Genomic DNA, 23,330 nt, shown 5'->3' with positions numbered 1-23,330 from the left:
GACAAGTGCCCCGGTAAACTTGGCCCCCGCAGCAGGATGAGAGGCCCGCCTCCCTCCCCTGCCCAGGCTACGCCCCCGCTATCGAGACGCAGCTCGTTGCAACCCTGTGCATTGCATTCCTGTCCTGCCCCTGTCCGTTGTACCCAATGGCCGGCGCCGTGGCGGCAGGCCTGCAGATGGGAGTTCGATATCACATGACACCCCTCAAGATGATCGCCTTCTGGCCCGGCCTGACCCCCCCTCAGGGTGGCGCCATGACGGCCAAGACCCCGACACTGTCCCGGCTGCGCCGCGAGTTCCATATCGACGGCATAGTGCAGGGGGTCGGCTTTCGCCCCTTCGTCTATGGGCTGGCACTGCGCCACGGCCTTGCCGGTTATGTGTTGAACGATGCCAACGGCGTCACTATCGGCGCCGAGGGTTCCCCTGAGCAGCTGGCCAGCTTTGCCCGCGAACTGCGCGAATTGGCACCGCCGCTCAGCCGCATCGATCACTTCAGCGAGCGGGAACTGCCCCTCGCTTATGATCCCGACTACGACGGCCAGTTTCGAATTCAAGCCAGCCAGCAGCAGAGCGCCGCCACGGTCGCCATCTCGCCGGATCAGGGGATGTGCGAGGCGTGCGCCACGGACGTGGCCAATCCCAACGATCGCCACCACCACTACCCCTTTACCAACTGCACCCACTGCGGCCCGCGCTACACCATCATCCGCCGCCTCCCCTACGACCGCCCCCACACCGCCATGGCCGGCTTTGCCATGTGCCCGCGCTGCGCGGCGGCCTATGAAAACCCGCTGGACAGACGCTACCATGCCCAGCCGGTGAGCTGCCCCGAGTGCGGGCCCCATCTCAGCTGGCGAAATGGCCGTGGCGAGGCCTTGGCCGAGCGCGAGGATGCCCTGCAGGCCGCTGCAAGCGCCCTGCAAGCGGGGGCGCTGATTGCGGTCAAGGGGATGGGGGGTTATCACCTGATATGTGATGCCCGCAATGAACAGAGTGTTGCCAGATTGCGAACGCTCAAACGGCGCGCGCGCAAGCCGCTGGCGGTGATGATGGGCTCCCTTGCCGAGGCCAAATTGCATGTCACCGGCTGCGAGGCAGAGTGGACGCTGCTCGCCTCTCAGGCCAGACCCATCACCTTGCTGCGCAAACGCAAAAACGATGATCGGCCGTCAGAATCGCAGCAACCTGCAGCGCCGCTGGCCGAGGGGATAGCCCCCGGCATCCCCTACCTTGGGGTCATGCTCCCCTATACCCCGCTCCATCAGCTGCTGCTGGATACCTGCGCCATGCCGCTGGTGGCCACCAGCGCCAATGGTCGCGGCAGCCCGATCCTCATCGAATGCGAGGCGGTGGTCAGGGAACTCGGGGGCGAGATTGACGGCATACTGGATCACAACCGCCCCATCCTGCACCCGTGCGACGACAGTCTGGTGCAGTGGGCAGGCGGGCGACGCCAGACCCTGCGGTTGGCCCGGGGCTATGCCCCCTGCACCCCCAGCCTGCAAGAGGCGGTCAAGGCGCCGCTGCTGGCGGTCGGGGCGCAGCAGAAGAACCAGCTGGCGCTCGCCTTCGGCCGCCAGCGCATCTACAGCCCCTATATCGGCGATCTGCACAGCCTGCCGATGCAGGAGCACTTCGAGCAGACCCTGGCCACCTTTCGCGATCTCTACGATCTCAAGCCCCAGCTGCTGGTCTCGGACAGCCACCCCGGCTACCTCAGCCACCAGTGGGCCAAAAGCTATTGCCAGGAGCTGGGTACAACCCACCTCGAGGTGCAGCACCATCACGCCCACCTGCTGGGGGTGATGGCCGAGCACGACATCACGGGCCCGGTGCTGGGTGTTGCCTTCGATGGCACCGGCCTTGGCGATGACGGCACCCTCTGGGGTGGCGAGCTGCTGATCGCAGACGTTCAGGGATTTGAGCGGGTTGCCCACCTTGCCCCCTTCAAGCTGATCGGCGGCGAAGCGGCCATTCGCGAGCCGGTGCGTCAGCTGCTGGGGCTGCTGTTTGAATCGCACAGCCCTGAGGAGATCAGTGCCCTCGATATTCCGTTGATCAAGCAACTGCCCCTTAAGCGGATCAGCAACCTGCACCAGCTCTGGCAGCTGGGTCGAAACGCCCCTTACTCCAGTTCCATCGGTCGACTGTTCGATGCGGTGGCAGCGATCTTGGGAGTGATCGACACCCCCGATTACGAGGGCGAAGCGGGGCTATTGCTGGAGGCAGCCGCCTTGCAGCTGGCCCCTGATGAACAGCCCTTACCCCTTGCCTTTGATCTCAGCCAATCAGCGGAAGGGCCGCTGCAGATCGAGTGGGCCGAGCTCATCAATACCCTTGTCAGCGAGCGGCGCCAAGGCACCTCCACCGCCAGCCTGGCCGCCGGTTTTATCCGCGCCATCAGCAATCTGGTGGTTGCCCTTGCCGAACGCTTCCCCGGCTATCCGGTGGCGCTGGGGGGCGGCGTCTTTCAAAACCGGGTGCTGATGGATCAGCTGGTTCCCGCGCTCGAAGCGGCCGGTCGGCAGGTATTGACCAGCGAAACCCTGCCGCTCAATGACGGTGGCATCGCCGCCGGTCAGCTCTGGTTTGCCATCCACCATATTGCCACGCATCAGCCTGTCACAACCGGTTGTGCCACCTTGTCGGAGTCCTGAAATTCATGTGTCTATCCATCCCCTCTCAGGTGGTGCAACTGCACCCCGAAGATAACTGCGTCACCGTCGACACCCTGGGGGTGCAGCGGCGCGTCAGCTGCATGCTGCTCGAAGAGCCTCTCCAGGTGGGCGACTATGTGCTGCTCCATATCGGCTTTGTGATGAGCAAGATTGACGAAGAGGAGGCGCAGGCCAGCCTCGAGAGCTTCCGCCAGATGGTGGCCCTGATGCCAGAGCAGGATATTTTGCCATGCTGACCCTCAATGATCTCTTTCAGGGCTTTCGCCAGCCCGACGTCATCCGCGCCCTCGCCGCGCAAATTACCGAGCTTGCCAAAGATCTGCCCGAGCCGCTGCGGGTGATGGAGGTGTGCGGCGGCCATACCCACACCATCATGAAGTACGGCCTGCACCAGCTGCTGCCGGCCAGCATCGAGTTCGTCCACGGCCCCGGCTGCCCGGTCTGCATCATGCCCAAAGAGCGCATCGATCAGGCCATCGAGCTGGCTTGCCAACCGAACGTCATTCTGGTCACCCTGGGGGACATGATCCGGGTGCCGGGATCCAGGGGCACGCTGGCCCAGCAGCGGGCCAAGGGGAGCGATATCCGCCCGGTCTATGACCCCCTCGATGCCCTGCGTATCGCCCGTGAGAATCCGGAGAAAATCGTGGTCTTCTTCGCCATCGGTTTCGAGACCTCCACCCCGATGACCGCCGCCTTGTTGGCTGCGGCTGAAGCTGAGGGGATTGAGAATCTGCTGTTTCATATCAACCATGTGCTGGTGCCGCCCGCCATTCATGCGGTGATGGCCGACGGGGTCGCCAAGGTGAACGCTTTTATCGGCCCCTCCCACGTCAGCGTCATCACCGGCGCCGATATCTACCTGCCCATCGTCGATCGTTATCAGGTGCCTGTGGTGGTGAGCGGTTTCGAGCCGGTGGATGTGATGGAGGCGCTCTTGATGATGGTGCGCCAGAAGGTGGAGGGTCGCTACGCGCTGGAGGTGCAATACAGCCGCGCCGTCACCGCCAGCGGCAATAAAGCCGCCCAGCGGCTGGTCGAGCGCTTTTTCGAGACCCGCGAGCACTTTCGCTGGCGCGGTCTGGGGGATATCAACGCCTCCGCCCTGCGCCTGCGGGACGCCTTCGCCAGGCGCGATGCGGAGCGCCACTTTCAACTCAGTCAGACCCCCATCGATGACCACAAGGCGTGCCAGTGCGCCGATATCCTGCGCGGCCTGGCCAAGCCCAACCAGTGCAAAGTCTTTGGCCGGGGCTGCACCCCGACCCAGCCCATGGGCAGCTGCATGGTCAGCTCCGAGGGGGCCTGCAATGCCTACTACCGATATATGGGGATCCAGGAACAATGAGAGAAATCCAACTTAGCCACGGCGGCGGCGGCGTGGAGATGAACCAGCTGATCAACCAGCTCTTCTTTCGCCACTTCGGTAACGAGATCCTGCTGCGCGGTGAAGATGCCGCCCTGTTGCCGGTAAACGGCCCCGTCGCCTTCACCACCGACAGCTTTACCGTCTCGCCGCTGTTCTTCGAGGGGGGCGATATCGGCAAGCTGGCCATCGCCGGCACGGTCAACGATTTGGCCATGATGGGGGCCAAGCCCGAGTATCTGAGCTGCAGCTTTATCATCGAGGAGGGTTTCCCCTACGCCGATCTCGCCCGCATCGTCGAATCGATGGCCACTGAGCTTGCCAACAGCGGTGCCCGCATCGTCTGCGGCGACACCAAGGTGGTGCCCAAGGGGGCAGCCGACAAGATCTTTATCAACACCAGCGGGGTCGGCACTTTCCCTCTGCCTGAACAGAGCCGGGGCATCTCGGTACGGAGCCTCAAAGCCGGTGACGCCATTCTGGTGTCGCGGGATATCGGCAGCCACGGCGCCTGCATCCTGATGGCCCGCGACGCCCTGCAACTGGGATCTGATCTGAAAAGCGACTGCACCACCCTCTGGCCGCAGGTAGAAGCGCTGCTAAAAGCTGGTATTACCCCGCACGCCCTGCGCGATGCCACCCGTGGCGGCCTTGCCGCCGTGCTCAACGAGTGGAGCACCGCCTCCCAGGTGGCCATCGAGCTGGAGGAGTCCGCCATCCCGGTGTGCGATCCGGTGCGCGGCCTGTGCGAGCTCTACGGTTTCGAGCCCCATGATCTCGCCAACGAGGGGACCATGGTGCTTGCTCTGCCTGCCGAACAGGTGCAGGACGCGCTGGGCATCTTGCGGCAATTCAACCCTTCGGCAAGCCAGATCGGCGTGGTGCAGGCGAGCGATCGCCACAAGGTGATCCTCAACAACCCCTGGGGCAGCCGCCGTTATCTGGAGCTGCCGCAGGGGGAGCTGCTGCCGCGGATCTGTTGAGCAGCCATGCCGTTCCGTCAATTACAGGGAGGAGTCACTGCTCCTCCCCATATCGGTTAAGGAGCCACCATGCACGAAATGTCTCTGGCCATGGCCGCCATCGATCTGGCGGCCGAGCAGGCCACCCAGCGGGGCTTTAACAAGGTGACCGCCCTCTGGCTCGAGGTCGGCAGCTTCTCCTGCGTCGACCCGGACACCATTGCCTTCTGTTTCGAGGCGGCCGCCAAGGGCACCGCCGTCGAAGGGGCCCAGCTGCACTTTCAGCACCAGGCGGCAGAGGCCTGGTGTTACGACTGCAACCAGACGGTCACCCTCACCGAGCGCGGGCAGGCCTGTCCCGAGTGTGGCGGATACAAATTACGAGTCGCGCAGGGTGATAGCCTGCGCATCACCGACATCGAGGTAAGTTGATATGTGTAGCGTATGCGGATGCGGCCAGGCGCGGCTCGCCAGCCATGAGCACGATCATGAGCATCATCACGAACATGAACATCACCATGAACATGGTCATGAGCACGACCATCATGACCACGAGCAGAGCGCGCCGCGCACCCTCATCATTCACCACCACTATCACCATCAGGGGGATGTCCATCACCACTACCACGGGGTGCGGGCTCCCATAAGCCATAAGGGGCATGATCACCCCCACGACCATCATCATGATCATCCCCACTCTCATGACCACGGCCATTCCCATGCGCATCCCCATGCGCATCCCCATGATCACAGCCATGACCATGACCATGACCATGACCATGACCATGACCATGACCATGACCATCAGCAGGGTGATCTGCACTACGGCAAAGGGGAAGCGGGGTTGTCGGTCCCCGGCATGGGGCAGCGCCAGCTGATCGCCATCGAAATGGACGTGCTGGCCAAGAACAATGCGCTGGCGGCCCACAACCGTGAGCACTTCGACGAGGCGGCCCAGCTGGTGCTTAACCTGGTGTCGAGCCCGGGGTCAGGCAAGACCACCTTACTGTGCGAAACCCTGCTCCAGCTGGCCGACAAGCGCCCCTGCGCGGTGATCGAAGGGGATCAGCAGACCAGTGCCGATGCGGATCGCATCCGTGCCACCGGCGTCCCTGCCGTGCAGATCAACACCGGCAAGGGCTGTCATCTGGACGCCAAGATGGTCCACGACGCCTGCCACCAGCTGCCTGCCAATGAAGGGGGCATCCTCTTTATCGAGAACGTGGGCAATCTGGTCTGCCCCGCCAGCTTCGATCTCGGCGAAAAGTACAAGGTGGCGATCCTCTCCGTCACCGAGGGGGAAGAGAAGCCCCTCAAGTACCCGGACATGTTTGCCGCCGCCCAGCTGATGGTGATCAACAAGATCGATCTGCTGCCCTATGTCAGCTTTGACGTGGCACGCTGTATCGAGAACGCCAAACGGGTCAACCCCTATATTCAGGTGATCCAGGTCAGCGCCACCACGGGCGAAGGGATGGATGCCTGGCTCAACTGGCTGGCCAGTGCCTGAGTGGTAAACCGGTTAAATGCCGTTGCCAACGGTGGATAACAAAAGCGGGAGGCTGATGCCTCCCGCGTTTGTAGTGGCAGGGGGCGCGTTGTCCATCATCAACCCGCAAACCATTTTTCCACGCTGAGGCAATAGGTGGTGAAATCATTCCCCGACAGCGTCGTCCTCTTCACCTTGGTGGATCGCCTGGCGAGAGCCCGATATTCGGGGCGTGTGCTCAGCAGATGAAACATGACCTCCCTATGCCCCATCTGCCTTGCCCATTCCATCATCTCCTTGAAGATGGCTATCCCCGCCCCCCAACCCGCCTTGGCGATCACGACGGCCATCTCGACCCCCTCGTCGTCGGGTTGTATCCCGCACCATCCCACCAGTTCACCGTCAATGACCACGGCACGCACCCGACAACCGGGTAACCTGTCTATTCGCATCTTGTCATCCATCCAGGCGCGCACACTGGCCACATCGAAGGGAGGATGATCAATCAGATGCGTTCTCACGGTCTGATCGTTGACCACGGGCAGAAAATCCACCGCGCTCACGTCACTGAACGGTTTAAGTTCCATGCAATTCATAGTGAATGATGTCCAAAATGGTGGGCCCGGCCATCTGATGACCCCATGGGTGCTGATTGCATCCCTGACAGGGCGCCCCCTCGTTATGCCAGACAGGCCAGGATGTCTGCAAGGGACCCAAGGATATACCGAATGCCCGCCGTGAGGCTTGGCAACGTCGGCATCATCAGCCACCTCCTGGGCATCGCACATGCATCGCCTTCTCCCCTCGCGGGAGAAGGCCAGGTGATGAAGGAGGAACCACCCCTCAGGCAACGCTGCGAGCCATCAATGCCTGCTCAGCCACTTTCTCGCCAAAGCGCAGCACCCGATGGCAGATCTGGCGCAATAATGCCTGCTGGTGACTGAAGACAAGTATCCCAAGCCCGCGCTGCTCACACTCAACCATCAACTCCCGCCAGAGTTGGCGCTGGATTTGCGGATCCAGCTGGGCGGTCACCTCGTCGGCAATCAGCAGACGGGTGCGGGGATCGAGGGCACGCAGCAGTGCGATACGGGCCAGCTCACCACCGGAGAGCTGACCGGGTTTACGGCCAAGCCACGCAGGCTTGACCATAAAACGGGCCAGCATGGCGTCATCGGGACGCCACACATCCCACAGCGCCTGCCCGGTGGTGCGATAGGGATTGAAGGTGAGTTCCGGGTGCTGGGGCACCAGCTGGATGGGGTTGTAGCCTTTTACCCGTTCAGGCACCGGCTGCCCATCCAGCAGGATCTGCCCGCCTGCACGAACTGGTTGCCAACCCGCCAATACCCGCCCCAACGTGGTCTTGCCATGGCCGCTCGGGGCAGAGATGCCGAGCCGTTCGCCCGCTCTGACTGCCAGCGATAACCTCTGCCAGAGGGGACGTTCCCCCTGGGCGATGGTGAGACCCCGTACTTCGAACATCAGGAAACCTCCGGCACAGAGAAGAGCGCGTTGAATTCCGGCAGCGCCTGCCACTGAATGTCTGCCGCGCCGCACACGGCCAGTCTCAGAGACACCCGCATCAGGACACCTCCGGCACAGAGAAGAGCGCGTTGAACTCCGGCAGCGCCTGCCAGTGGGCTCTGAGCATCTCGCTCCCCTGCCCCTGGCGCAGATGGTGGCTGCTCAAGGTGTCGCTCACCTGGCCCTGATGGAGCGCAACGATGCGATCGGCAAAGCGGGCCGCCAGCGCCAGATCGTGGGTCACCCAGAGGATACCGCTGCCCTGATTGGCCAATTCACGCAACTGGCTGAGCAGCTGGCAGGCCAGCCCCTCGTCGAGCCAGGCAGTGATCTCGTCCGCCAGAATGTAGCGGGCGCCGCCAAGGGCCGCGGTGCAGGCCAGAATGCGCTTGGCCATGCCGCCGGAGAGCTGGCGCGGATAGCGGTCCAGCGTGGTGGCGGGCAGCTGGTAGCGCAGCAGTTGCTGGCCGAGCCGCTCGCGAGAACCGCTCTGACCGCAGAGGCGCGCCGCCCGGCCCAGCTGACGCTCCACCGTCAGCAACGGATTGAGGGCGCTCACCCCCTGCGGCACATAGCAGAGGGTGTGGCCGCGCAGACGGGCCCTACTGGCATCGCACAGAGGCGTGCCATCGAGGGAGATGGTGCCGCGCATCCGCAGATTGTCCGGCAGCAGGGTCAGGGCGCTTTGCAGCAACAGGCTCTTGCCCTCGCCGCTCCCCCCCACCAGCGCCACTATCTCCCCCGGCGCCAGTTGCAGGCTGATATCGGTCAGCAAAGGCTGCCAGCTGCGCCGCCCCAGCCAGGAGTAGTGGGCCGCCTCTATGGTTACCTGGTCAAAACTCAGCATGGTTCACCCCTGTGCCACTGCAGCTGTTGCAGGGCCCGCGAGTAATCTGAGCGAACAGCAGCACCAGCCAGACTGTGCTGACGCCAGATGGCGCTTTCAAAACTCAGCATGTATCTCCCCCAAACCCAAACCAGAGTTGTTGCAGTGCCCGGGTAGCCTGATCAAACAGCAGGACCAACGTCAGCAGCATCAGACCGGGGAAAAGGGCCAACCACCAGCCGCCGCCGGCCAGATAGCGCAGAGCATCGGCCAGCAGCAGGCCAAGGGAAGCCTCGTGGGCCGCCAGGCCAAAGCCGAGGAAGCTCAGCGCCGCGCTGTGCAGCACCGCGTGGGGGAACATCAGCAGGGTGCCGATAAACCACTGGGGCAAGAGCCCCGGCAACAGATGGGTACGCCAGCGCCGCAGCGCTCCCATCCCCTGACAGCGCGCCAGCACCACGTAGTCGCTGCTGGCGATGCGCCGCGCCTCGGCGCAGAGAATGAGCGCCAGCTTGGGCCAATGGGTGAACGCCACCGCCAGGATCACCCCGCGCATGCCACCCCCTGCGGTGAAGCAGATCAGGATCAACAGCAGCATATGGGGCAGCGCCAGCATGGCGTCGATCACGAGGCGCACCGCCGTATCGCACTTGGGATGGATGAGCGAGAGGCTCGCCGCCACCATGGCCAGCAGGCCGCTGCAAAGGGCCGTGCTGATCCCCAGCTCCAGACTGGTGAGGGTGCCCTGAAAGGCCCGCAGCCAGAGATCCCGCCCCATCTGATCGGTACCGAACCAGTGAGCCGGCGAGGGTGGCTGCTGGCGGGCCAGCAGATCCATCGGCACATCCTGATGAGAGAGGCTCCAGCCATAGCTGGCCAGCAGCAGCAGGCAGATCAGCGCAACGCCCAGACGCAGCAAGGAGGGGAGCGGATTAAACAGCATGCACACCCTCCCAGCCCCGGTTGATGCGGACCAGCAGCACCCGCGCCGCCGTGTTGCCCAAAAAGACCAGTAGGGTGCAGAAGAGCACGATTCCCATCAGCAGGGGGATATCGCCCCTGAGCCCCGCATCGACTGTGGCCTGGCCCAGCCCCGGGTAGGAGAAGACCTTCTCTGCCAAGAGCGATCCGCCAATCAGTTCCCCCAGAGAGGCAAACTGCAGGCAGAGCGCCGGGGTCAGGGCGTGGCGCAGCACGTGAAAGCGCAGCATGGGCCAGCCGCCATCTCCCTGGGCGCGGGCGTAGCGAATAAAATCGCTCGCCAGCACCTCGGCCACCCGCTCCCGGGTATGCAGTGCGATATTGCCAAGCCCCAGCAGGGCCAGGGTTGTGACCGGCAGCAGCAGATGGCGCAAGCGCATCGACCAGTCCACCTCATCGGCAGCGAGGCCCGGCGTCCAGGCGCAGCAGACCGGCAACAAGGGCCAGTGCACCGCAAACAGCGCAAGCAGCAACAGGCCGACCCAGAAGGTGGGCAAAGAGGCGAGCAGGTAGGCAAAGCGGCAGATCAGGCGATCGGGCCAGCGGTTGAGATAGCGACCGGCGCAGAGCCCAAGCAGAATGCCGAAAAAACCGGAGAGCAGCCAGGCCCCCGCCAGCAGCAGGAAGGAGGCGGCAAAGCGCTGACCTATCACCTCGCTCACAGGCGCGTTGTAGAGCATGGAGTAACCGAGATCTCCCCGCAGCACCTGGCTAAACCAGTGCCAGTAACGCAACCAGAGCGGCTGATCCAGCCCCCAGCGAGCGGCGATGCGAGCGTACTGCTCGGGCGGCACATGCAGCAGATCGTTGCCGATATAGGCCTTGATGGGATCGATGGGGGAGTAGCTGAGCAGCACAAAGGTGGCAACAGAGACCAGACAGAGCAGCCCTGTCAGACGCAGCAGGGCTTTGAGACTTGCCGTCATCATGGTGGACGAACTTAGCGGCACGTCCACCGCCAATCCTGCAGGTTGCCCAGCAAAGACCAGCTACCGTGAATTTCCGGCGCCCCCTTGCCAAGGTCGATGCAGCGGCTGGCCAGATAGGTGTGCTGCACGTTGAGCAGCCAGGCCCAGGCGGCATCCCCCTGCACCCCGGCGCCGGTCTTGCCATCCCACTCCACCTGCTGCCAGAACGGCACGGCCGCCTGCCAATCGGGGGCATCCAGCGCCTGCTTGAGGTGGCCATCCACCACCGGATTCTGGTAATAACCCGGGTTGTAGAACTCCACCCCGGCGGAGCCGCTCTGGTAGTGGTGATAGAGCTCCATGGGATCCAGACTCCCCCACCCCATCAGCACCGGATTGGCGTGCATCTCCCGCTCCACCTGCTCCCAGCTGCCGGACTTGAGGCTCACCTCGAGACCGATGGGCCCCAGCATGGCCCGCACCGCTTCCGCCAGATCCCGGCGGGAGCTGTCGCCACTGGTGTACCAGAGGGTAAAGGCGGCGCGCAGGTCGCCCTTGTGACGAACGCCGTCGCTGCCCATCTTCCAGCCTGCCTCGTCGAGCAGGGCGTTGGCGTGGACGACATCCCCATCCTTGAAAGCGGTGGCTTTATTCAGCCAGGGCAAGCCTTCTACCGCGCTGTAAGCGGGGATGGCATGCCCTTCCAGCAGTTGATCGGCCAGCAGCTTGCGGTCGATGGCGTAGTTGATGGCGCGGCGCACCGCTACATCCGAGGTCACGTCGTTGCCAACGGGATAACCCTTGGCATCCTTGCCGCCCGCAGGCGGAATGGGGAAGACGATGCCGCGGTTCTCCACGCTCGGCCGCACCCACAGCTTGAGGGTGTCGGGTACGGTGGGCGCCAGCGACGGGGCGATGCGCACCAGGTCGAGCTGGCTGCTCCGGGCGGCAGCGTAGGCGCTCTCTTCATCGATAAAGACAAAGACCAGCCGTTTGAAGTCATTGCTGCCGCCGGCGTAATGGGGGTTGGCCTCCACCACCAGCTGCTGGCCGGGCAGGAAGCTCACCAGCCGGTAAGGGCCGGCACCGACCGGCTCGCGGGCATAGCGCTTGGGATCGTAATCCTGCTTCGACACTATCCCCAAAGATCCCAGCACGTTGACGAAGGTGCTCTGGGGGGCACTCAAGGTGATGGCCACCTCGGTAGGCGAGAGCACCTTGGCCGAGACAAAGTTGCCCATGTCGATCTTGCCGCCGCCCCGGGCGGCGCTGTTGTAGGTAAAGGCCACGTCCTCGGCGGTGAGCGGCGCGCCGTTGGAGAATGTCAGATCCGGCTTGAGGCGGATAAGCCACCCCTTGCCATCCTGGTTCGGGGTCACCGATTGGGTCAGCACGTTCTGCCAGCCGAGATCGGCGCTTTGTTTGAGCAGCGGGCTGTGCAGCAGCAGATGGCTGCCGTGGCTCCAGCCGAGCAGCGGGTCGAACCCTTCGGTGGGCTCACTGCCTATGGCGAGCGTGAGTTCGGCGGGGACGGGCTGAGCAGCCAGCGCGGCGAAAGAGAGGCCGCCCGAGAGCAGGGCCAGCAAGGCGGCCGCGAGCCCACTGCGACGGCCAAAGAATGGGATGGTCATGAAACTCCTTGTTCGCCTCGTTCACTCACCTCGGCGCAGGGCACCGAACAGTCGTCGGCGCCCCAGATCCACGCCGCCAGCCCCCTGCTGCACCGGCAAGGAGAGCAGCATCTTGAGGGTGCTGCTCACCAGCGCCCGACCCTCGTCGGCCCCCAGATGCGGGTCGATGGGGGACATGAGCGAACAGGCCAGCAACTGCCCCGTCTCGGGCAATGCCCCCACCATAAAGGTCAGGTTGCCGCAGGGGAGCTGCAGGGCGAGCCGATCGCGGCTGCCACGCACCGGCCAGAGCTGATCCGGCCCCGGCAACACCACCACGCTCAGCATCCAGGGGGTGAGCACGCAGCCGAGCCACTGCCCTTCAAACAGGGTGCACTCGGCCACAATCGGCATGGTGGCGTGATAGAAGGGCAGCCCTTGCATCTCCTCCCGGGCGATCCGCTGGTACTGGGCCATCAGCAAGGGAGCCGGGTTTTCGGCAAAACCGCTAAACTCCTGCGCCGCCTCTTTCGCGGCCTCGTTCACTGCCTCATTCACAAAGGATTGCGCCATACGTCCTCCCGCGCTCGCTCGGCCTTCTCCTGCTCAGAGAGCGGGATGGCTGGCGCTCCCAGGCTGGCCAGCAGGGTCAGGATCCGATCCGTCGCCTCCCCCAGCGCCGCCGCCACCACGGGGGTAAGGCCGATGCGGGGCTCGAGGGATTCAGGCTCGACCCCGATCAGGGTGAGCCGCTTGGGGGATTCCCCCGTCATATGCAGCGCCGAGAGCACGTCCGCCAGCCCCAGCTGATGGGGGGAGATCTTGCGACCAAACAGGGTCGGGATCTCCTCATCCTTCAGGGTCACCACGGTACCCGGCGGATTGCCGCTGCGCACCGCGTCCGCCAGTATGATGTGGTCGCGACTGGCCATGGCTTCGAGCAGCTCCATGCCGGCGGTGCCGCCATCGAGCAGCTCGATGCCGGGGGCGAAGCGGTAGTCGCGCTCCAGCCCCTCGACGATCCGCACGCCGACGGCCTCGTCACTCAACAGCAGGTTGCCCACGCCCAGGATCAGGGTGTTCATCACAGCACCTTCACCTGAGTTGTTTCACCACTCTGGGTATCCACCACGTGCACCGCGCAGGACATGCAGGGATCGAACGAGTGGATGGTGCGCACCACCTCCAGCGGCTTGGCAGGATCCGCCACCGGGGTACCTACCAGAGATTGCTCGTAGGGACCGGGCTCGTCATTGAAGTTGCGCGGGCCCGAGTTCCAGGTGGATGGCACCACCGCCTGATAATTCTCGATCTTGCCGCCCTTGATGACTACCCAGTGGGATAGCATGCCGCGCGGCGCCTCTTCAAAGCCCACCCCGCGAAACTCCTTGTCCGCCGGGATCTCGGCCTTGATGTAGGCGCTGACATCCCCCTTGCCGATGTTGTCCACCAGCGCCTTCCACTGGTGCGCCAGGGTATCTTTCAGCACACAGCAGCGCACCGCGCGGCCGATGATGCGGCCCATGGTGGAGTGCAGCTGCTCGGTCTTGATGGCCGAGCCGGTGAGCGCCTTATAGATGCCGTTCAGCTGATCGAAGTGCGCCACCGTCTCCGGGTGCTTGGCGGCCAGCTTGACCAACAAGTCGGCAAGCGGCCCCACCTCCACCACCTTGCCGTAGAAAGTGGGGGATTTGACCCAGGAGTATTTGCCGTCATCCTGCCAGCCGGTGTAGTTCGGCTCGGTCTTGCCCTCCCAGGGTTTGAGGGGCTCGTCATCCTTGTACCAGGCGTGCTTGTTGCTCTCGGCGATGCCGTCCATCAGCCAGCCATCCTGATGGCTCTCGATGGGGCGATATCCCGCCAGATTGCCGTTCTCGATGTAGCCGCCCGGCATCAGGAAGCTGCCGCCGTCACCGTCGGTGGGCAGCTCAGGCACGCTCAGGTAGTGCCTGGCACCTTGCCCCAGGTTCAGCCACTCGGGGTAGTGCGCGGCTATGATGGCGGCATCCACCTTGTAGACCTGCTCGATGAACTCGCCGAGCCGGTCGATGAAGCTCTTCACGTAGAGCAGCCGCTCCAGGTTGAGCACGCTCGGTGCATCCAGGTTGATGGGGTTGGCCACGCCGCCCACCGCCAGGTTCTGGATGTGGGGGGTCTTGCCACCGAGAATGGCGACGATGCGGTTGGCATCGCGCTGGCACTCCAGCGCCTGCAGGTAGTGCGCCACGGCGATGAGGTTCACCTCCGGGCTCAGCTTCATCGCCTTGTGGCCCCAGTAGCCGTTGGCGAAGATGCCGAGCTGGCCGCTCGCCACCAAGGCGCGGATCTTCTCCTGCACCTTGGTCAGCTCGTCGGCGCTGTTGAGGGACCAGGTCGATACCCCCTTGAGCAGGTCGGCCGCTTTTTGCGGATTGGCCTGCAGTGCGGCCGTGATGTCCACCCAGTCCAGCGCGGAGAGCTGGTAGAAGTGGACGATGTGATCGTGGATGTTGTGGGCCGCAATGATCAGGTTGCGGATGTACTGGGCGTTGACCGGCACCTTGGCGCCGATGGCGTTCTCCACCGCCCGCACCGAGGCGATGGCGTGAATGGAGGTGCACACCCCGCAGATGCGCTGCACTATCATCCAGGCATCGCGCGGGTCCTGGCCCTTGACGATCTCCTCCATCCCGCGCCACATGGTGCCGGACGACCAGGCCTTGGTGACGACGCCGCCTTCGATTTCACAGTCGATACGCAGGTGCCCCTCGATGCGGGTGATGGGGTCTATGGTGATACGTTGGCTCATACGTTGGCTTTCCCTCGGGCCTGATAATCTTGGTGAACACGTTCAAGTGATGGTAGTACCGGCAGCAGCCGGATCAGCAGCAAATAGGCACACACCTCGATGGCGACGAAGCCCAGGGAGATCAGCACTTCCGTCGCGGAGGGGAAGTAGTGGTAGCCATTGCCGGGGTTGAAGGCGAGCAGGGAGTAGTCCAGTCGCCAGAGGGCGGCGCCCAGCAGCATGCTGAGGGCCCCCAGGAACAACATGCGCGAATCGCGGCGGCTCTTGTCCCAGTGGAACACCAGCAGCGGGAAGATCATCAGCGCGATCTCGCTCCAGAACATCAAGGCGTAGCGATTCCACTCGGAGAGGTACTCCGACTTGTCGTTGATGACGATCTCGGCAAAGCGCAGCGCCACAAACAGGATCAGGAAGATGTCGATCACCTGGGTCAGCTTGTAGAAGAGCGACTTCTCGTTGGGGCCGCGCCCCGCCAGCCCCGCCTGCACCAGGGAGCCCTCGAACACGACGATGGAGAAGCCCATGATGAAGGCGGTCAGCAAGGAGAAGACCGGCAGCAGCTCGTAGCTCTGCCAGAGCGGATGGATCTTCTCCCCCGCTACTATCATCAGGGATCCCATGGAGGACTGGTGCATGGTGGGCAGCAGGGCCCCGAGCGCCAGGATGAAGAACATGATCTTGTTGAGCCGGGCCATGGAGCTCTTCCAGCCGAACTTCTCCAGCAGCACGGGAGCGAACTCCAGCGCCATCACCCCGATGTAGATGGTCATGCAGACCGCCGTCTCGAACAGCACCGAAGAGGTGTTGAAGTGATCGGGCAGATAGAAGTAGGGCAGGTTCCAGTAACGGCCGACGTCTATGGTGATGGAAAGGCCGCCCAGGGAATAACCGAACAGGCTCGCCAGCAGGGCCGGCCGCACCAGGGGATGATACTCGCCCCGGTTGAAGACGTAGACCGCCCAGGCCAGTGCCCAGCCGCCGCAGGCGAAGCCGGTGCCGATCAAGAGGTCAAAGGAGATCCAGAGCCCCCAGGGATAGCCGCCGTTGAGATCGGTGACCGAGCCCAGTCCGAACACCAGGCGCTTGAGGATCAGCATGGCGCACAGCACCGCGAAGGGGGCCAGCACCAGCACGGGCCAGCTGACCAGCCTGCCCCCCAGCGGATGTGCCTTGTGACTACTCATGATCCTTGCCTCCCTTTGCCGAGCTCTGATCCGGGCGGCTGCCCGGCCCATGGCCCCCGTCACCCTGGTGATCGTGGTGATCGTGGCCGTTCTTCTTGCTGTTGCGGCGAATGAGCACAGAGAGCCCGGTCAGCACCACCATGGGCAGCACCATCCCCTTGTAGAGGGTGTGCTGGATATGCTCGGAGCGGGCCCCGGAGGAGAGCTCGGGCAAGTCGGGCATGTCGAGCTTGCCGTAGGGCACCCCGGCCAGCACCAGCACCTGGGTACCGCCCCCCTCCTTCTCGCCATAGACGTAGGGCTGGTAGCTCGGCACCTGATGCAGGTAAGGGTCGTTGGCGGAGAGGGTCTGGCGCGGGTAGGCATACTCGCTGCCCGGAGTCGCCAGCAGGCGGCGCCTGGCCTCGGCCATCAGCTCCTCGCGGGTGCCGAAGATGACGGCCCCGGTCGGGCACACCTCGACACAACCGGGCAGCTTGCCTTGGCTGATCCGCTCAAGCCCCTTCTGGTTGCAGAGCTCGCACTTGTGAATGGCTCCGAACGGGTTGTCATAGTCGTATTTGGGCACGTCGAACGGGCAGCCCACCATGCAGTAGCGGCAGCCGGTGCAGACGCTCGGGTCGTAGTGGACTATGCCGGTCCTGGGATCCTTGGTCAGCGCCTGCACCGGGCAGACGGAGACGCAGTTGGGATCGACGCAGTGCATGCACTGCTTCTTGATGTAGGCATAGCCATCCACCAGCTGATCCTTGTGCTCGCCGGTGCCGCTCTTCCACACCTGAATGATGTTGTTGGTGTAGGGGCTCAGCTTGTCGTTGCCAGACCAGGTGGTGTCAGCCGGATTGGCCGGGTTGCCGTTGAGGCGCTGACACTCGGCCACGCAGGCCTGACAGCCGACGCAGAGGGTGGAGTCATACAACATGCCGAGCGCACCGGGAATGGGCGGCTTGTTCTGGGCCCCGGCCATGGCGGTGCCCGGCACAGTGGCACCCGCCGCCAGCGCACCGACGGAGGCGAATTTGAGGAAGTTGCGTCTGTTCACGGTCATTCCTCCCGTGATGGGTGCTGCCCGGCTTCGTGGCGCTTCTGCTGGCGACCTAGCTCGCGCACCGTCATCAGACTCACCCCGACCAGCACCCCGAGGGCGCCCCCGATAAGGCCGGTGGCGGTGGGCGAGATATGCCCCCCCTCCTGAATGGCCACGTCGGGTTTCTCCACCCTGGGGGTCGGATTTTCCACCTTGGCGAGCTGGAAGATCCCCTTGCTAAAGCCCACCCCCTGCTCGTTGCAGCCGTAGCAGGGATGGCCTATGCCCACCGGCCAGATGCCGCCGCCCACGTCGCAGAACTCCAGGGTCGAGCAGTTGCCGTAGGTCTCCGGCCCCTTGCAGCCCAGGTGGTAGAGACACCAACCCTGACGGTGGCCCTCGTCGCCAAACTCCTTGGCGAAGCGGCCGGCATCGAAGTGCGGGCGGCGCTCGCAGTTTTCGTGGATGAGCCGTTCATAGGCAAACAGCGGGCGCTTCTTGGCATCGAGCGCCGGCAGCTTGCCGTAGGTGATGTAGTAGGCGACCGTGGTGAGGAAGTTGTGGGGGTTGGGCGGACAGCCCGGGATATTGATAATCGGCGTGCCGAGGTTACCGAGAGCCTCTTCCAGGCTGACGGCGCCGGTCGGGTTGCCACCGCTGGCGGGCACCCCGCCCCAGGCGGCGCAGGAGCCGATGGCGATGACGGCGGCGGCGTCACTGGCGGCGCGGCGAATATGGTCGACGATGGGTTCACCGGCCACCATGCAGTAGATGCCGCCATCCTTGAGCGGGATAGAGCCATCCACCACCAGCACATACCTGCCCTTGTAGCGCTCCATGGCGTTGTGCTTGTTCTCTTCGGCCTGATGGCCAAAAGCCGCCGAGAGCACCTCGTGGTACTCCAGCGAAATGGTGTTGAGGATCAGGTTCTCGATGGTGGGGTGAGTGGCGCGCAGCAGTGATTCGGTACAACCGGTGCACTCCTGCGCCCCAATCCAGATCACCGGTGGCCGCTCGGGGCTGGTGAGCGCGGTAGCCATCTTGGCCACGGCATGCTGGCTTAATCCAAGGGTTGCGGCCATCCCGGCGCACAATTTCATAAAGTCACGGCGATTAATTCCATGAGCCGATAAAAAAGTATCCTCGACCATTCTTCTTATTCCCGTCAGTGAGCATTGTTTGACAAATGCTTAATGGCGGGAATGCTATTCCTCCCCCTCGCTCTGTATGTTGATCTTTATCAAGTCACCACACTTTAATACGATCCAGACCCAGTAGAGTGAAAATAAAAAGCTATATATAACATGCGCTTATTTTTTATTTTCGCAACCTAAAATACCCAAAAAGGAGCATATCAATCAATATGTGAATTAAGTTCATATAAACTCCGATAATGAATATTGAAAAATAAAAGCGTAGTCACAGAATTTGTCTTCAGCCCCTGTTAACCCTTCATTTCATCTCCTCAGGGTCTGTTGAGGCAAGGTTCGTCGCTGTTGAATCAAGCCATTGACTCGCCGGGCATTGAATAAATTAATCAATGCATGATGACCGCAGGAAATACGTTTCAGGCCATCAAATAAAATAACGGCGTTAGTTGGCAGCAGAGGCCCTTGTTGACTCAATTGGATGAAGATCACACTTTGGTTGGGTTCTGGCCGGGTTGTGTTCAGCTACATCATCAGCACACAGCATTTCCATTATGCCCTTCACATATAACTTGTTCACACCACGCAAAAATGTTGCTTGGTTATCACACCGCTCACATGACGAGCGCTATACCTATCACCATGGGGGCTGGTTCAGACCCATTGGTGTCATCCCATGGCGCTGGCCGTGATTTTCCCCTGCCTGCCCTGCCCATCCGGGCTCACGACAGACAAGAGGCGCGGCGATCAGAGGAGCTCTTACGACACCCATGGCGCCAGCTCCCGATGCCGGCGTGTACCGCCCTCACGTTGAACAAGAAAGCGGCCCACTCTCGCCGGATGCCATCGTCATCACACACATAAAGGTGATCACATCATGTCCCACCACAAGCCTGTCGCCCCGCCCGATCCGCTCTCCCCTCAGCTTTCGGATCCAGCCAACTTTTCCCTCATTCTGGGTGGCCCCCTCTACCAGTTGTGGAGCCGGGCCCACCTTGGCGATATCGAGGCCCATATCAGGCGACGTATCCTCATCCTGTGCGGGATCTGCTGGCTCCCCCTCCTGCTGCTGTGCGGCTGGGAGGGCAGCCTGCTGCAGGGCGTGGCCGTGCCTTTCCTGCTGGACATCGAGACCCATGTCCGTTTCCTCATCTGCGTCTCCCTGCTGGTGTTTGCCGAGCTGATCGTCCACCAGCGCATCCGTGGGATCGTCAGCCAGTTTGTCGAGCGCGGGTTGATAGACCCGCTCTCCATGCCCCGTTTCCACGAGGCCATTCGCAGCGCCATGAGCTGGCGAAATTCGATTCCCGTGGAGATCGGCCTCATCCTCTTCGTCTTCTCCATGGGCTACTTCATCCGGACCAGTACCTTTGTGCTGAACTCCTCCACCTGGTACGCCACCCTTCAGGAGGGGCATGTGTCCCTGACCCTGCCCGGATTCTGGTTCTTCTGGGTGAGCAACCCCATCATCCAGTTCCTGCTCCTGCGCTGGCTCTACCGGATCCTGATCTGGGCCCGCTTCCTCTGGCAGGTATCCCGGATCCCGCTCGTCCTCATGCCGACCCATCCGGATCGCAACTGCGGCCTCGGCTTTCTCGGCGGCTCGGCCTATGCCTACTCGCCTCTGCTGACCGCACTGGGTGCCCAGCTTGCCGGGTTCATCGCCAACCGGATCTTCCATGACGCCGCCGTGCTGACCGCCTACAAGCCGGAGATCATACTGCTCGCCGGTTTCGGCCTGCTGCTCGTGCTGGCTCCCCTGGCGGTCTTCACCCCTCATATCCTGAAGGCCAAGCGCCAGGGGTTGCGGGAATATGGCGCCCTCGCGGCCGAATACAGCCGCAGTTTCGAGCACAGATGGCTGCGCACGGCCGATCGGGACGGGGAAACCCTGCTCGGCGCCGCCGATATCCAGTCCCTCGCCGATCTGGGCAACGCCTACGCCATCATCAAGGAGATCAGGCCCATGCCATTTAGCCGGGACATGTTCCTGCAACTGGTACTGGCCACCGTCGCCCCCTTCCTGCCCCTGCTCCTCACTCTGTTCTCCTTCGAGACGCTGCTCGACAGGCTGGTCGGGGTGATCTTCTGAGCAAGAGGCCGGGCCCGCAACAGAGCCGGGAGAGGGGAGATTATGGGCCGGCAGTAGCGGGGAAACGCCCGCCGTCGGCAAGGGGCTCCCCCTCCCTCATCGGCTCCCGAGATTGGCCGACCGCGAAAACAAAAAACCGACCCTGGGGTCGGTTTTTTGTAATTTGGCGGGGAGGGAGGGATGATTCGCCACTGCGTGGCTCACCCCTTCGGGGCGGCCGTTGGCCGTTCATCGCGGCAAGCCGCTCTGCTCGAACCGGCGAGGGTTCTCACCCTCCCTCTTTGGACATCAGGGGATGTGGTCAGCCCAGATGCAAAAAGCCCGACTATATAGTCGGGCTTTCAATTTGGCGGTGAGGGAGGGATTCGAACCCTCGATACGTTGCCGTATACACACTTTCCAGGCGTGCTCCTTCAGCCACTCGGACACCTCACCAAATTTTCACTTCTTTGAAGTGGCTTTCGTAACATGCGATGCGTGCTTCTTGCCAACTTCGTCGGTGGGCGGCCCTCGGGCACCGCACCAAAGTTCTGTCTGTGATTTAACGTGTTCAGCCAACACGGGTTCGTTGCGCTGCTGCGCCGGAACGGGGCGTAATGTAAGGGATAGGAGCGGGCCGGTCAATCCAATTTTTTATCTTTTGCCACTGATTGCTCAATTAGCGAACCAAGTGACCAAAAAGTTGCCGTTTCCTATCCCTTTCCATCAATTTTCAACCGCTTCGTGCAAATGTTCCCCTCGAATGGCCTCTTCCAGCGAACCGTAGAACTCCAACTCCCCCGCCACCGGGCGCACCTTGCCCCGGGCCAGGGTCTTGAGGGGCTGGAACTGCAACTCGGCCACCTTGAGCCGGACACCCGACTTGGCCATCCGTCTGGCAAACTGCTGGAAGGCGGAGAGTCCCCCCGCATCCAGGATGGAAACCGCCTCCATCTGCAGGATCAGCACCTTGTGATCCCGCACCTGGGCCAGCAACTCGTCGAAGACCCGCTCCGCCGCCGCAAAGAACAGGGGCCCGTTGATCTTGTAGATCAGGGTCTGGGCCGGCACCTCGCTGGCATAGCGCTTGTGCTCCGCCAGGTTGTGCAGCCGGGTCATCTTCGCAATTTCCCGCATGAACAGCAGGGAGGCCAGGATCACCCCGAAGGTGATGGCGATGACCATGTCGAAAATGACGGTGAGAGACAGGCAGACCAGCAGCACCAGCACGTCGGATCTGGGGGCTCGGCGCACCAGATCCACCACCTTGTGGGCCTCGCTCATGTTCCAGGCCACCAGCAGCAGCAGGGCCGCCATGGCGGAGAGCGGCAGCCAGGAGAGCCAGGGGGCCAGCACCAGGATGGCGGCCAGCACCACCAGGGCATGGACGATGCCGGAGATGGGCGAGGTGGCCCCGGCCCGCACGTTGGCGGCGGAACGGGCGATGGCGGCCGTCGCCGTGATGCCGCCGAAGAAGGGGGCCAGAATGTTGCCAAGCCCCTGCCCCACCAGCTCGCCGTTGGAGCTATGTTTGCGACCCGTCATGCCATCCAGCACCACGGCGCAGAGCAAGGATTCGATGGCACCCAGCATGGCCATGGAGAAGGCGGCGGGCAGCAGCCGCTCGATGGCGGCCAGGTTCCACTCCACCGGCGCCCCGTCCGGTCCCGGCAGGGCCCAGGGCATCACCAGGGTCGGCGCTATGGGGGGGATCCCCATCCCCTGGGTGCCATCGGCCAGGGTGTAGCTGAACTTGCTGCCTATGGTGGCCACGTCCACCCCGAACTGATGCAGGCCAAAGCCCAGGCCCACCCCCACCAGCACGGCGGGCAGGTGGCCCGGCACCGGCAGGCGCAACCTGGGCCAGAGCAACAGCACCGCCAGGGTGGCCACCCCAACCAGGGTGTCTCCCCACTGCCAGCTGGGCAGGGCGTGAGCCAGCGCCTGCACCTTACCGACATAGGTCTCAGGCATCTCGGGTACCTGCAGGCCGAAGAAGTCCTTGATCTGCAGGGTGGCGATCACGATGGCAATGCCGCCGGTGAAGCCCAGAGTGACCGAAGGCGGAATGTACTCGATGAGGCGCCCGAGCCGCGCCATCCCCATGGCCACCAGGAAGCAGCCCGAGATCAGGGTGGCCATCAAGAGTCCCCCCACCCCGAATTGCTGGGACACCGGGTAGAGGATCACCACGAAGGCGGCGGTAGGGCCCGAGATGGAGAAACGGGAGCCCCCGGTCACGGCGATCACGATGCCGGCGATGATGGCGGTGTAGAGGCCGTGCTGGGGCGGCACGCCGCTGGCGATGGCCAGCGCCATGGCCAGCGGGATGGCGATGATGCCGACCGTGATGCCGGCGATGAGGTCGCGGCCGAAACGCGCCACGCCATAGGGTTCGTCGATGCAGGATTGGCGCAATGCGATAGCCAGCTTCACGCCTTGTAAGGAAGCTTGATTGTGCATGTCTAGGGTAATACCAGAAGAAGGAGACAAAGGCCGGGGTGAACCGGCACCCGATCATCATCAAGGGCCGGCAGAGCTGTCGACGCGGCGATGGTATCCTGAGCAACCATACCCGAGCCGGCCCGATAATTCGATGGGCGGGATCAAGAAATGGACATGAGCGCGCAATATTGTCGCCTATCCCCTGTATTTGCGCGCCGTTTCCCGCCAACTGCGGCCGCCATCCGTGCTGTTTCTCCCAAGAAAAACCCTGACCTGCACCTCTGGATGAAGGAGGGGACGCACAGGCGTGCATGTTC

At 63.1% G+C, this 23,330-nt stretch carries 21 protein-coding genes, 1 tRNA gene and 1 other RNA gene; 7 read left to right on the top strand and 16 right to left on the bottom strand.

The window, feature by feature from the left end:
• The first annotated feature begins 254 nt into the window (after positions 1-254).
• The 5 genes from hypF to hypA all read left to right on the top strand — a co-directional run bounded on the left by hypF (position 255) and on the right by hypA (position 5,441).
• On the top strand, positions 255-2,660 hold the full coding sequence (hypF, locus tag BN1132_RS04250; RefSeq protein WP_042075588.1) for a carbamoyltransferase HypF: 2,406 nt from the start codon (positions 255-257) through the stop codon (positions 2,658-2,660).
• Positions 2,661-2,665: 5 nt separating this feature from the next.
• The gene (locus BN1132_RS04245) at positions 2,666-2,917 is read left to right on the top strand and encodes a HypC/HybG/HupF family hydrogenase formation chaperone (RefSeq protein WP_017784111.1); all 252 of its coding nucleotides are present in this window, start codon (positions 2,666-2,668) and stop codon (positions 2,915-2,917) included.
• Positions 2,911-4,029: a hydrogenase formation protein HypD gene (gene hypD / locus BN1132_RS04240; protein ID WP_042075306.1), complete on the top strand. Its 1,119-nt coding sequence runs from the start codon at positions 2,911-2,913 to the stop codon at positions 4,027-4,029. Before BN1132_RS04245 ends, hypD begins: the two co-directional genes overlap by 7 nt.
• Positions 4,026-5,030, top strand: a complete 1,005-nt coding sequence (gene hypE / locus BN1132_RS04235; RefSeq protein WP_042075304.1) for a hydrogenase expression/formation protein HypE — start codon at positions 4,026-4,028, stop codon at positions 5,028-5,030. Before hypD ends, hypE begins: the two co-directional genes overlap by 4 nt.
• Before the next feature lie 69 nt (positions 5,031-5,099).
• Positions 5,100-5,441, top strand: a complete 342-nt coding sequence (gene hypA, locus BN1132_RS04230; protein ID WP_005301911.1) for a hydrogenase maturation nickel metallochaperone HypA — start codon at positions 5,100-5,102, stop codon at positions 5,439-5,441.
• On the opposite strand, the gene BN1132_RS20225 is transcribed toward hypA, so the two are convergent.
• Positions 5,419-5,772, bottom strand: coding sequence for a hypothetical protein (locus BN1132_RS20225; protein ID WP_244462908.1), 354 nt, complete (start codon positions 5,770-5,772; stop codon positions 5,419-5,421). The two genes, hypA and BN1132_RS20225, sit on opposite strands and share 23 nt — an antisense overlap.
• On the opposite strand from BN1132_RS20225, the gene hypB reads away from it, so the two are divergent.
• Positions 5,653-6,519, top strand: coding sequence for a hydrogenase nickel incorporation protein HypB (hypB, locus tag BN1132_RS04225; protein WP_209428951.1), 867 nt, complete (start codon positions 5,653-5,655; stop codon positions 6,517-6,519). The genes BN1132_RS20225 and hypB overlap by 120 nt on opposite strands.
• 98 nt (positions 6,520-6,617) lie before the next feature.
• Here hypB and BN1132_RS04220 read toward each other — a convergent pair whose 3' ends face one another.
• The 12 genes from BN1132_RS04220 to hybO form a co-directional block, all read right to left on the bottom strand.
• A complete protein-coding gene (locus BN1132_RS04220; protein WP_209428948.1) occupies positions 6,618-7,085 on the bottom strand; it encodes a GNAT family N-acetyltransferase in 468 nt (155 codons plus the stop codon).
• Positions 7,086-7,341: 256 nt separating this feature from the next.
• On the bottom strand, positions 7,342-7,983 hold the full coding sequence (locus BN1132_RS04215) for an ATP-binding cassette domain-containing protein (RefSeq protein ID WP_042075301.1): 642 nt from the start codon (positions 7,981-7,983) through the stop codon (positions 7,342-7,344).
• Positions 7,984-8,083: 100 nt separating this feature from the next.
• Positions 8,084-8,872, bottom strand: a complete 789-nt coding sequence (locus tag BN1132_RS04210) for an ATP-binding cassette domain-containing protein (RefSeq protein WP_042075300.1) — start codon at positions 8,870-8,872, stop codon at positions 8,084-8,086.
• 103 nt (positions 8,873-8,975) lie between these two features.
• Positions 8,976-9,794, bottom strand: a complete 819-nt coding sequence (locus BN1132_RS04205) for an ABC transporter permease (protein WP_042075299.1) — start codon at positions 9,792-9,794, stop codon at positions 8,976-8,978.
• Positions 9,784-10,788 carry an ABC transporter permease gene (locus BN1132_RS04200; RefSeq protein ID WP_084202574.1) on the bottom strand — a complete coding sequence of 335 codons (1,005 nt, stop codon included), beginning with the start codon at positions 10,786-10,788 and terminating at the stop codon, positions 9,784-9,786. The genes BN1132_RS04205 and BN1132_RS04200 overlap by 11 nt, the downstream gene beginning before the upstream one ends.
• Complete coding sequence (locus BN1132_RS04195) at positions 10,773-12,371, bottom strand: ABC transporter substrate-binding protein (protein WP_042075298.1); 1,599 nt, start codon at positions 12,369-12,371, stop codon at positions 10,773-10,775. The genes BN1132_RS04200 and BN1132_RS04195 overlap by 16 nt, the downstream gene beginning before the upstream one ends.
• Positions 12,372-12,392: 21 nt before the next feature.
• Positions 12,393-12,923, bottom strand: coding sequence for a hydrogenase-2 assembly chaperone (gene hybE, locus BN1132_RS04190; RefSeq protein WP_042075296.1), 531 nt, complete (start codon positions 12,921-12,923; stop codon positions 12,393-12,395).
• On the bottom strand, positions 12,905-13,435 hold the full coding sequence (locus tag BN1132_RS04185) for a HyaD/HybD family hydrogenase maturation endopeptidase (protein WP_042075295.1): 531 nt from the start codon (positions 13,433-13,435) through the stop codon (positions 12,905-12,907). The genes hybE and BN1132_RS04185 overlap by 19 nt, the downstream gene beginning before the upstream one ends.
• On the bottom strand, positions 13,435-15,138 hold the full coding sequence (gene hybC, locus BN1132_RS04180; protein WP_042075294.1) for a hydrogenase 2 large subunit: 1,704 nt from the start codon (positions 15,136-15,138) through the stop codon (positions 13,435-13,437). Before hybC ends, BN1132_RS04185 begins: the two co-directional genes overlap by 1 nt.
• The gene (gene hybB, locus BN1132_RS04175; protein ID WP_042075293.1) at positions 15,135-16,322 is read right to left on the bottom strand and encodes a Ni/Fe-hydrogenase cytochrome b subunit; all 1,188 of its coding nucleotides are present in this window, start codon (positions 16,320-16,322) and stop codon (positions 15,135-15,137) included. Before hybB ends, hybC begins: the two co-directional genes overlap by 4 nt.
• On the bottom strand, positions 16,315-17,370 hold the full coding sequence (gene hybA / locus BN1132_RS04170; RefSeq protein WP_209428947.1) for a hydrogenase 2 operon protein HybA: 1,056 nt from the start codon (positions 17,368-17,370) through the stop codon (positions 16,315-16,317). Before hybA ends, hybB begins: the two co-directional genes overlap by 8 nt.
• Positions 17,367-18,500, bottom strand: a complete 1,134-nt coding sequence (gene hybO / locus BN1132_RS04165; protein WP_042075290.1) for a hydrogenase 2 small subunit — start codon at positions 18,498-18,500, stop codon at positions 17,367-17,369. Before hybO ends, hybA begins: the two co-directional genes overlap by 4 nt.
• Positions 18,501-19,374: 874 nt before the next feature.
• Between hybO and BN1132_RS04160 the strand changes: the two genes are divergently transcribed.
• The gene (locus BN1132_RS04160) at positions 19,375-20,589 is read left to right on the top strand and encodes a hypothetical protein (protein ID WP_042075289.1); all 1,215 of its coding nucleotides are present in this window, start codon (positions 19,375-19,377) and stop codon (positions 20,587-20,589) included.
• Between the two features lie 164 nt (positions 20,590-20,753).
• Here the strand turns inward: BN1132_RS04160 and BN1132_RS19315 are convergent.
• From BN1132_RS19315 to dauA, 3 genes are all read right to left on the bottom strand, one after another.
• Positions 20,754-20,881, bottom strand: a non-coding RNA gene (locus BN1132_RS19315) — RtT sRNA.
• A 55-nt stretch (positions 20,882-20,936) separates the two neighbouring features.
• Positions 20,937-21,024 (bottom strand) — tRNA-Ser (locus BN1132_RS04155).
• A 270-nt stretch (positions 21,025-21,294) separates the two neighbouring features.
• On the bottom strand, positions 21,295-23,031 hold the full coding sequence (gene dauA / locus BN1132_RS04150; protein ID WP_042075287.1) for a C4-dicarboxylic acid transporter DauA: 1,737 nt from the start codon (positions 23,029-23,031) through the stop codon (positions 21,295-21,297).
• Between the last annotated feature and the right edge of the window lie 299 nt (positions 23,032-23,330).

The sequence above is a fragment of the Aeromonas sanarellii genome (assembly GCF_000820085.1).
Classification (GTDB): Bacteria; Pseudomonadota; Gammaproteobacteria; order Enterobacterales; family Aeromonadaceae; genus Aeromonas; species Aeromonas sanarellii.
Note: the sequence above shows the minus strand (reverse complement) of the source record. Positions and strands in the feature narration are given on the sequence as shown.

Bases quoted from the DNA above. Each gene is read 5' to 3' on its own strand.
- hybA (WP_209428947.1), bottom strand. From the start codon at position 17,370: ATGACCGTGAACAGACGCAACTTCCTCAAATTCGCCTCCGTCGGTGCG.
- BN1132_RS04160 (WP_042075289.1), top strand. From the start codon at position 19,375: ATGTCCCACCACAAGCCTGTCGCCCCGCCCGATCCGCTCTCCCCTCAG.
- hybB (WP_042075293.1), bottom strand. From the start codon at position 16,322: ATGAGTAGTCACAAGGCACATCCGCTGGGGGGCAGGCTGGTCAGCTGG.
- BN1132_RS04195 (WP_042075298.1), bottom strand. From the start codon at position 12,371: ATGACCATCCCATTCTTTGGCCGTCGCAGTGGGCTCGCGGCCGCCTTG.
- BN1132_RS20225 (WP_244462908.1), bottom strand. From the start codon at position 5,772: ATGGTCATGGCTGTGATCATGGGGATGCGCATGGGGATGCGCATGGGA.
- BN1132_RS04220 (WP_209428948.1), bottom strand. From the start codon at position 7,085: ATGGAACTTAAACCGTTCAGTGACGTGAGCGCGGTGGATTTTCTGCCC.
- hybE (WP_042075296.1), bottom strand. From the start codon at position 12,923: ATGGCGCAATCCTTTGTGAATGAGGCAGTGAACGAGGCCGCGAAAGAG.
- BN1132_RS04210 (WP_042075300.1), bottom strand. From the start codon at position 8,872: ATGCTGAGTTTTGACCAGGTAACCATAGAGGCGGCCCACTACTCCTGG.
- hypA (WP_005301911.1), top strand. From the start codon at position 5,100: ATGCACGAAATGTCTCTGGCCATGGCCGCCATCGATCTGGCGGCCGAG.
- BN1132_RS04215 (WP_042075301.1), bottom strand. From the start codon at position 7,983: ATGTTCGAAGTACGGGGTCTCACCATCGCCCAGGGGGAACGTCCCCTC.
- hybC (WP_042075294.1), bottom strand. From the start codon at position 15,138: ATGAGCCAACGTATCACCATAGACCCCATCACCCGCATCGAGGGGCAC.
- hypE (WP_042075304.1), top strand. From the start codon at position 4,026: ATGAGAGAAATCCAACTTAGCCACGGCGGCGGCGGCGTGGAGATGAAC.
- BN1132_RS04185 (WP_042075295.1), bottom strand. From the start codon at position 13,435: ATGAACACCCTGATCCTGGGCGTGGGCAACCTGCTGTTGAGTGACGAG.
- BN1132_RS04205 (WP_042075299.1), bottom strand. From the start codon at position 9,794: ATGCTGTTTAATCCGCTCCCCTCCTTGCTGCGTCTGGGCGTTGCGCTG.
- dauA (WP_042075287.1), bottom strand. From the start codon at position 23,031: ATGCACAATCAAGCTTCCTTACAAGGCGTGAAGCTGGCTATCGCATTG.
- hypF (WP_042075588.1), top strand. From the start codon at position 255: ATGACGGCCAAGACCCCGACACTGTCCCGGCTGCGCCGCGAGTTCCAT.
- hypD (WP_042075306.1), top strand. From the start codon at position 2,911: ATGCTGACCCTCAATGATCTCTTTCAGGGCTTTCGCCAGCCCGACGTC.
- BN1132_RS04245 (WP_017784111.1), top strand. From the start codon at position 2,666: ATGTGTCTATCCATCCCCTCTCAGGTGGTGCAACTGCACCCCGAAGAT.
- hybO (WP_042075290.1), bottom strand. From the start codon at position 18,500: ATGGTCGAGGATACTTTTTTATCGGCTCATGGAATTAATCGCCGTGAC.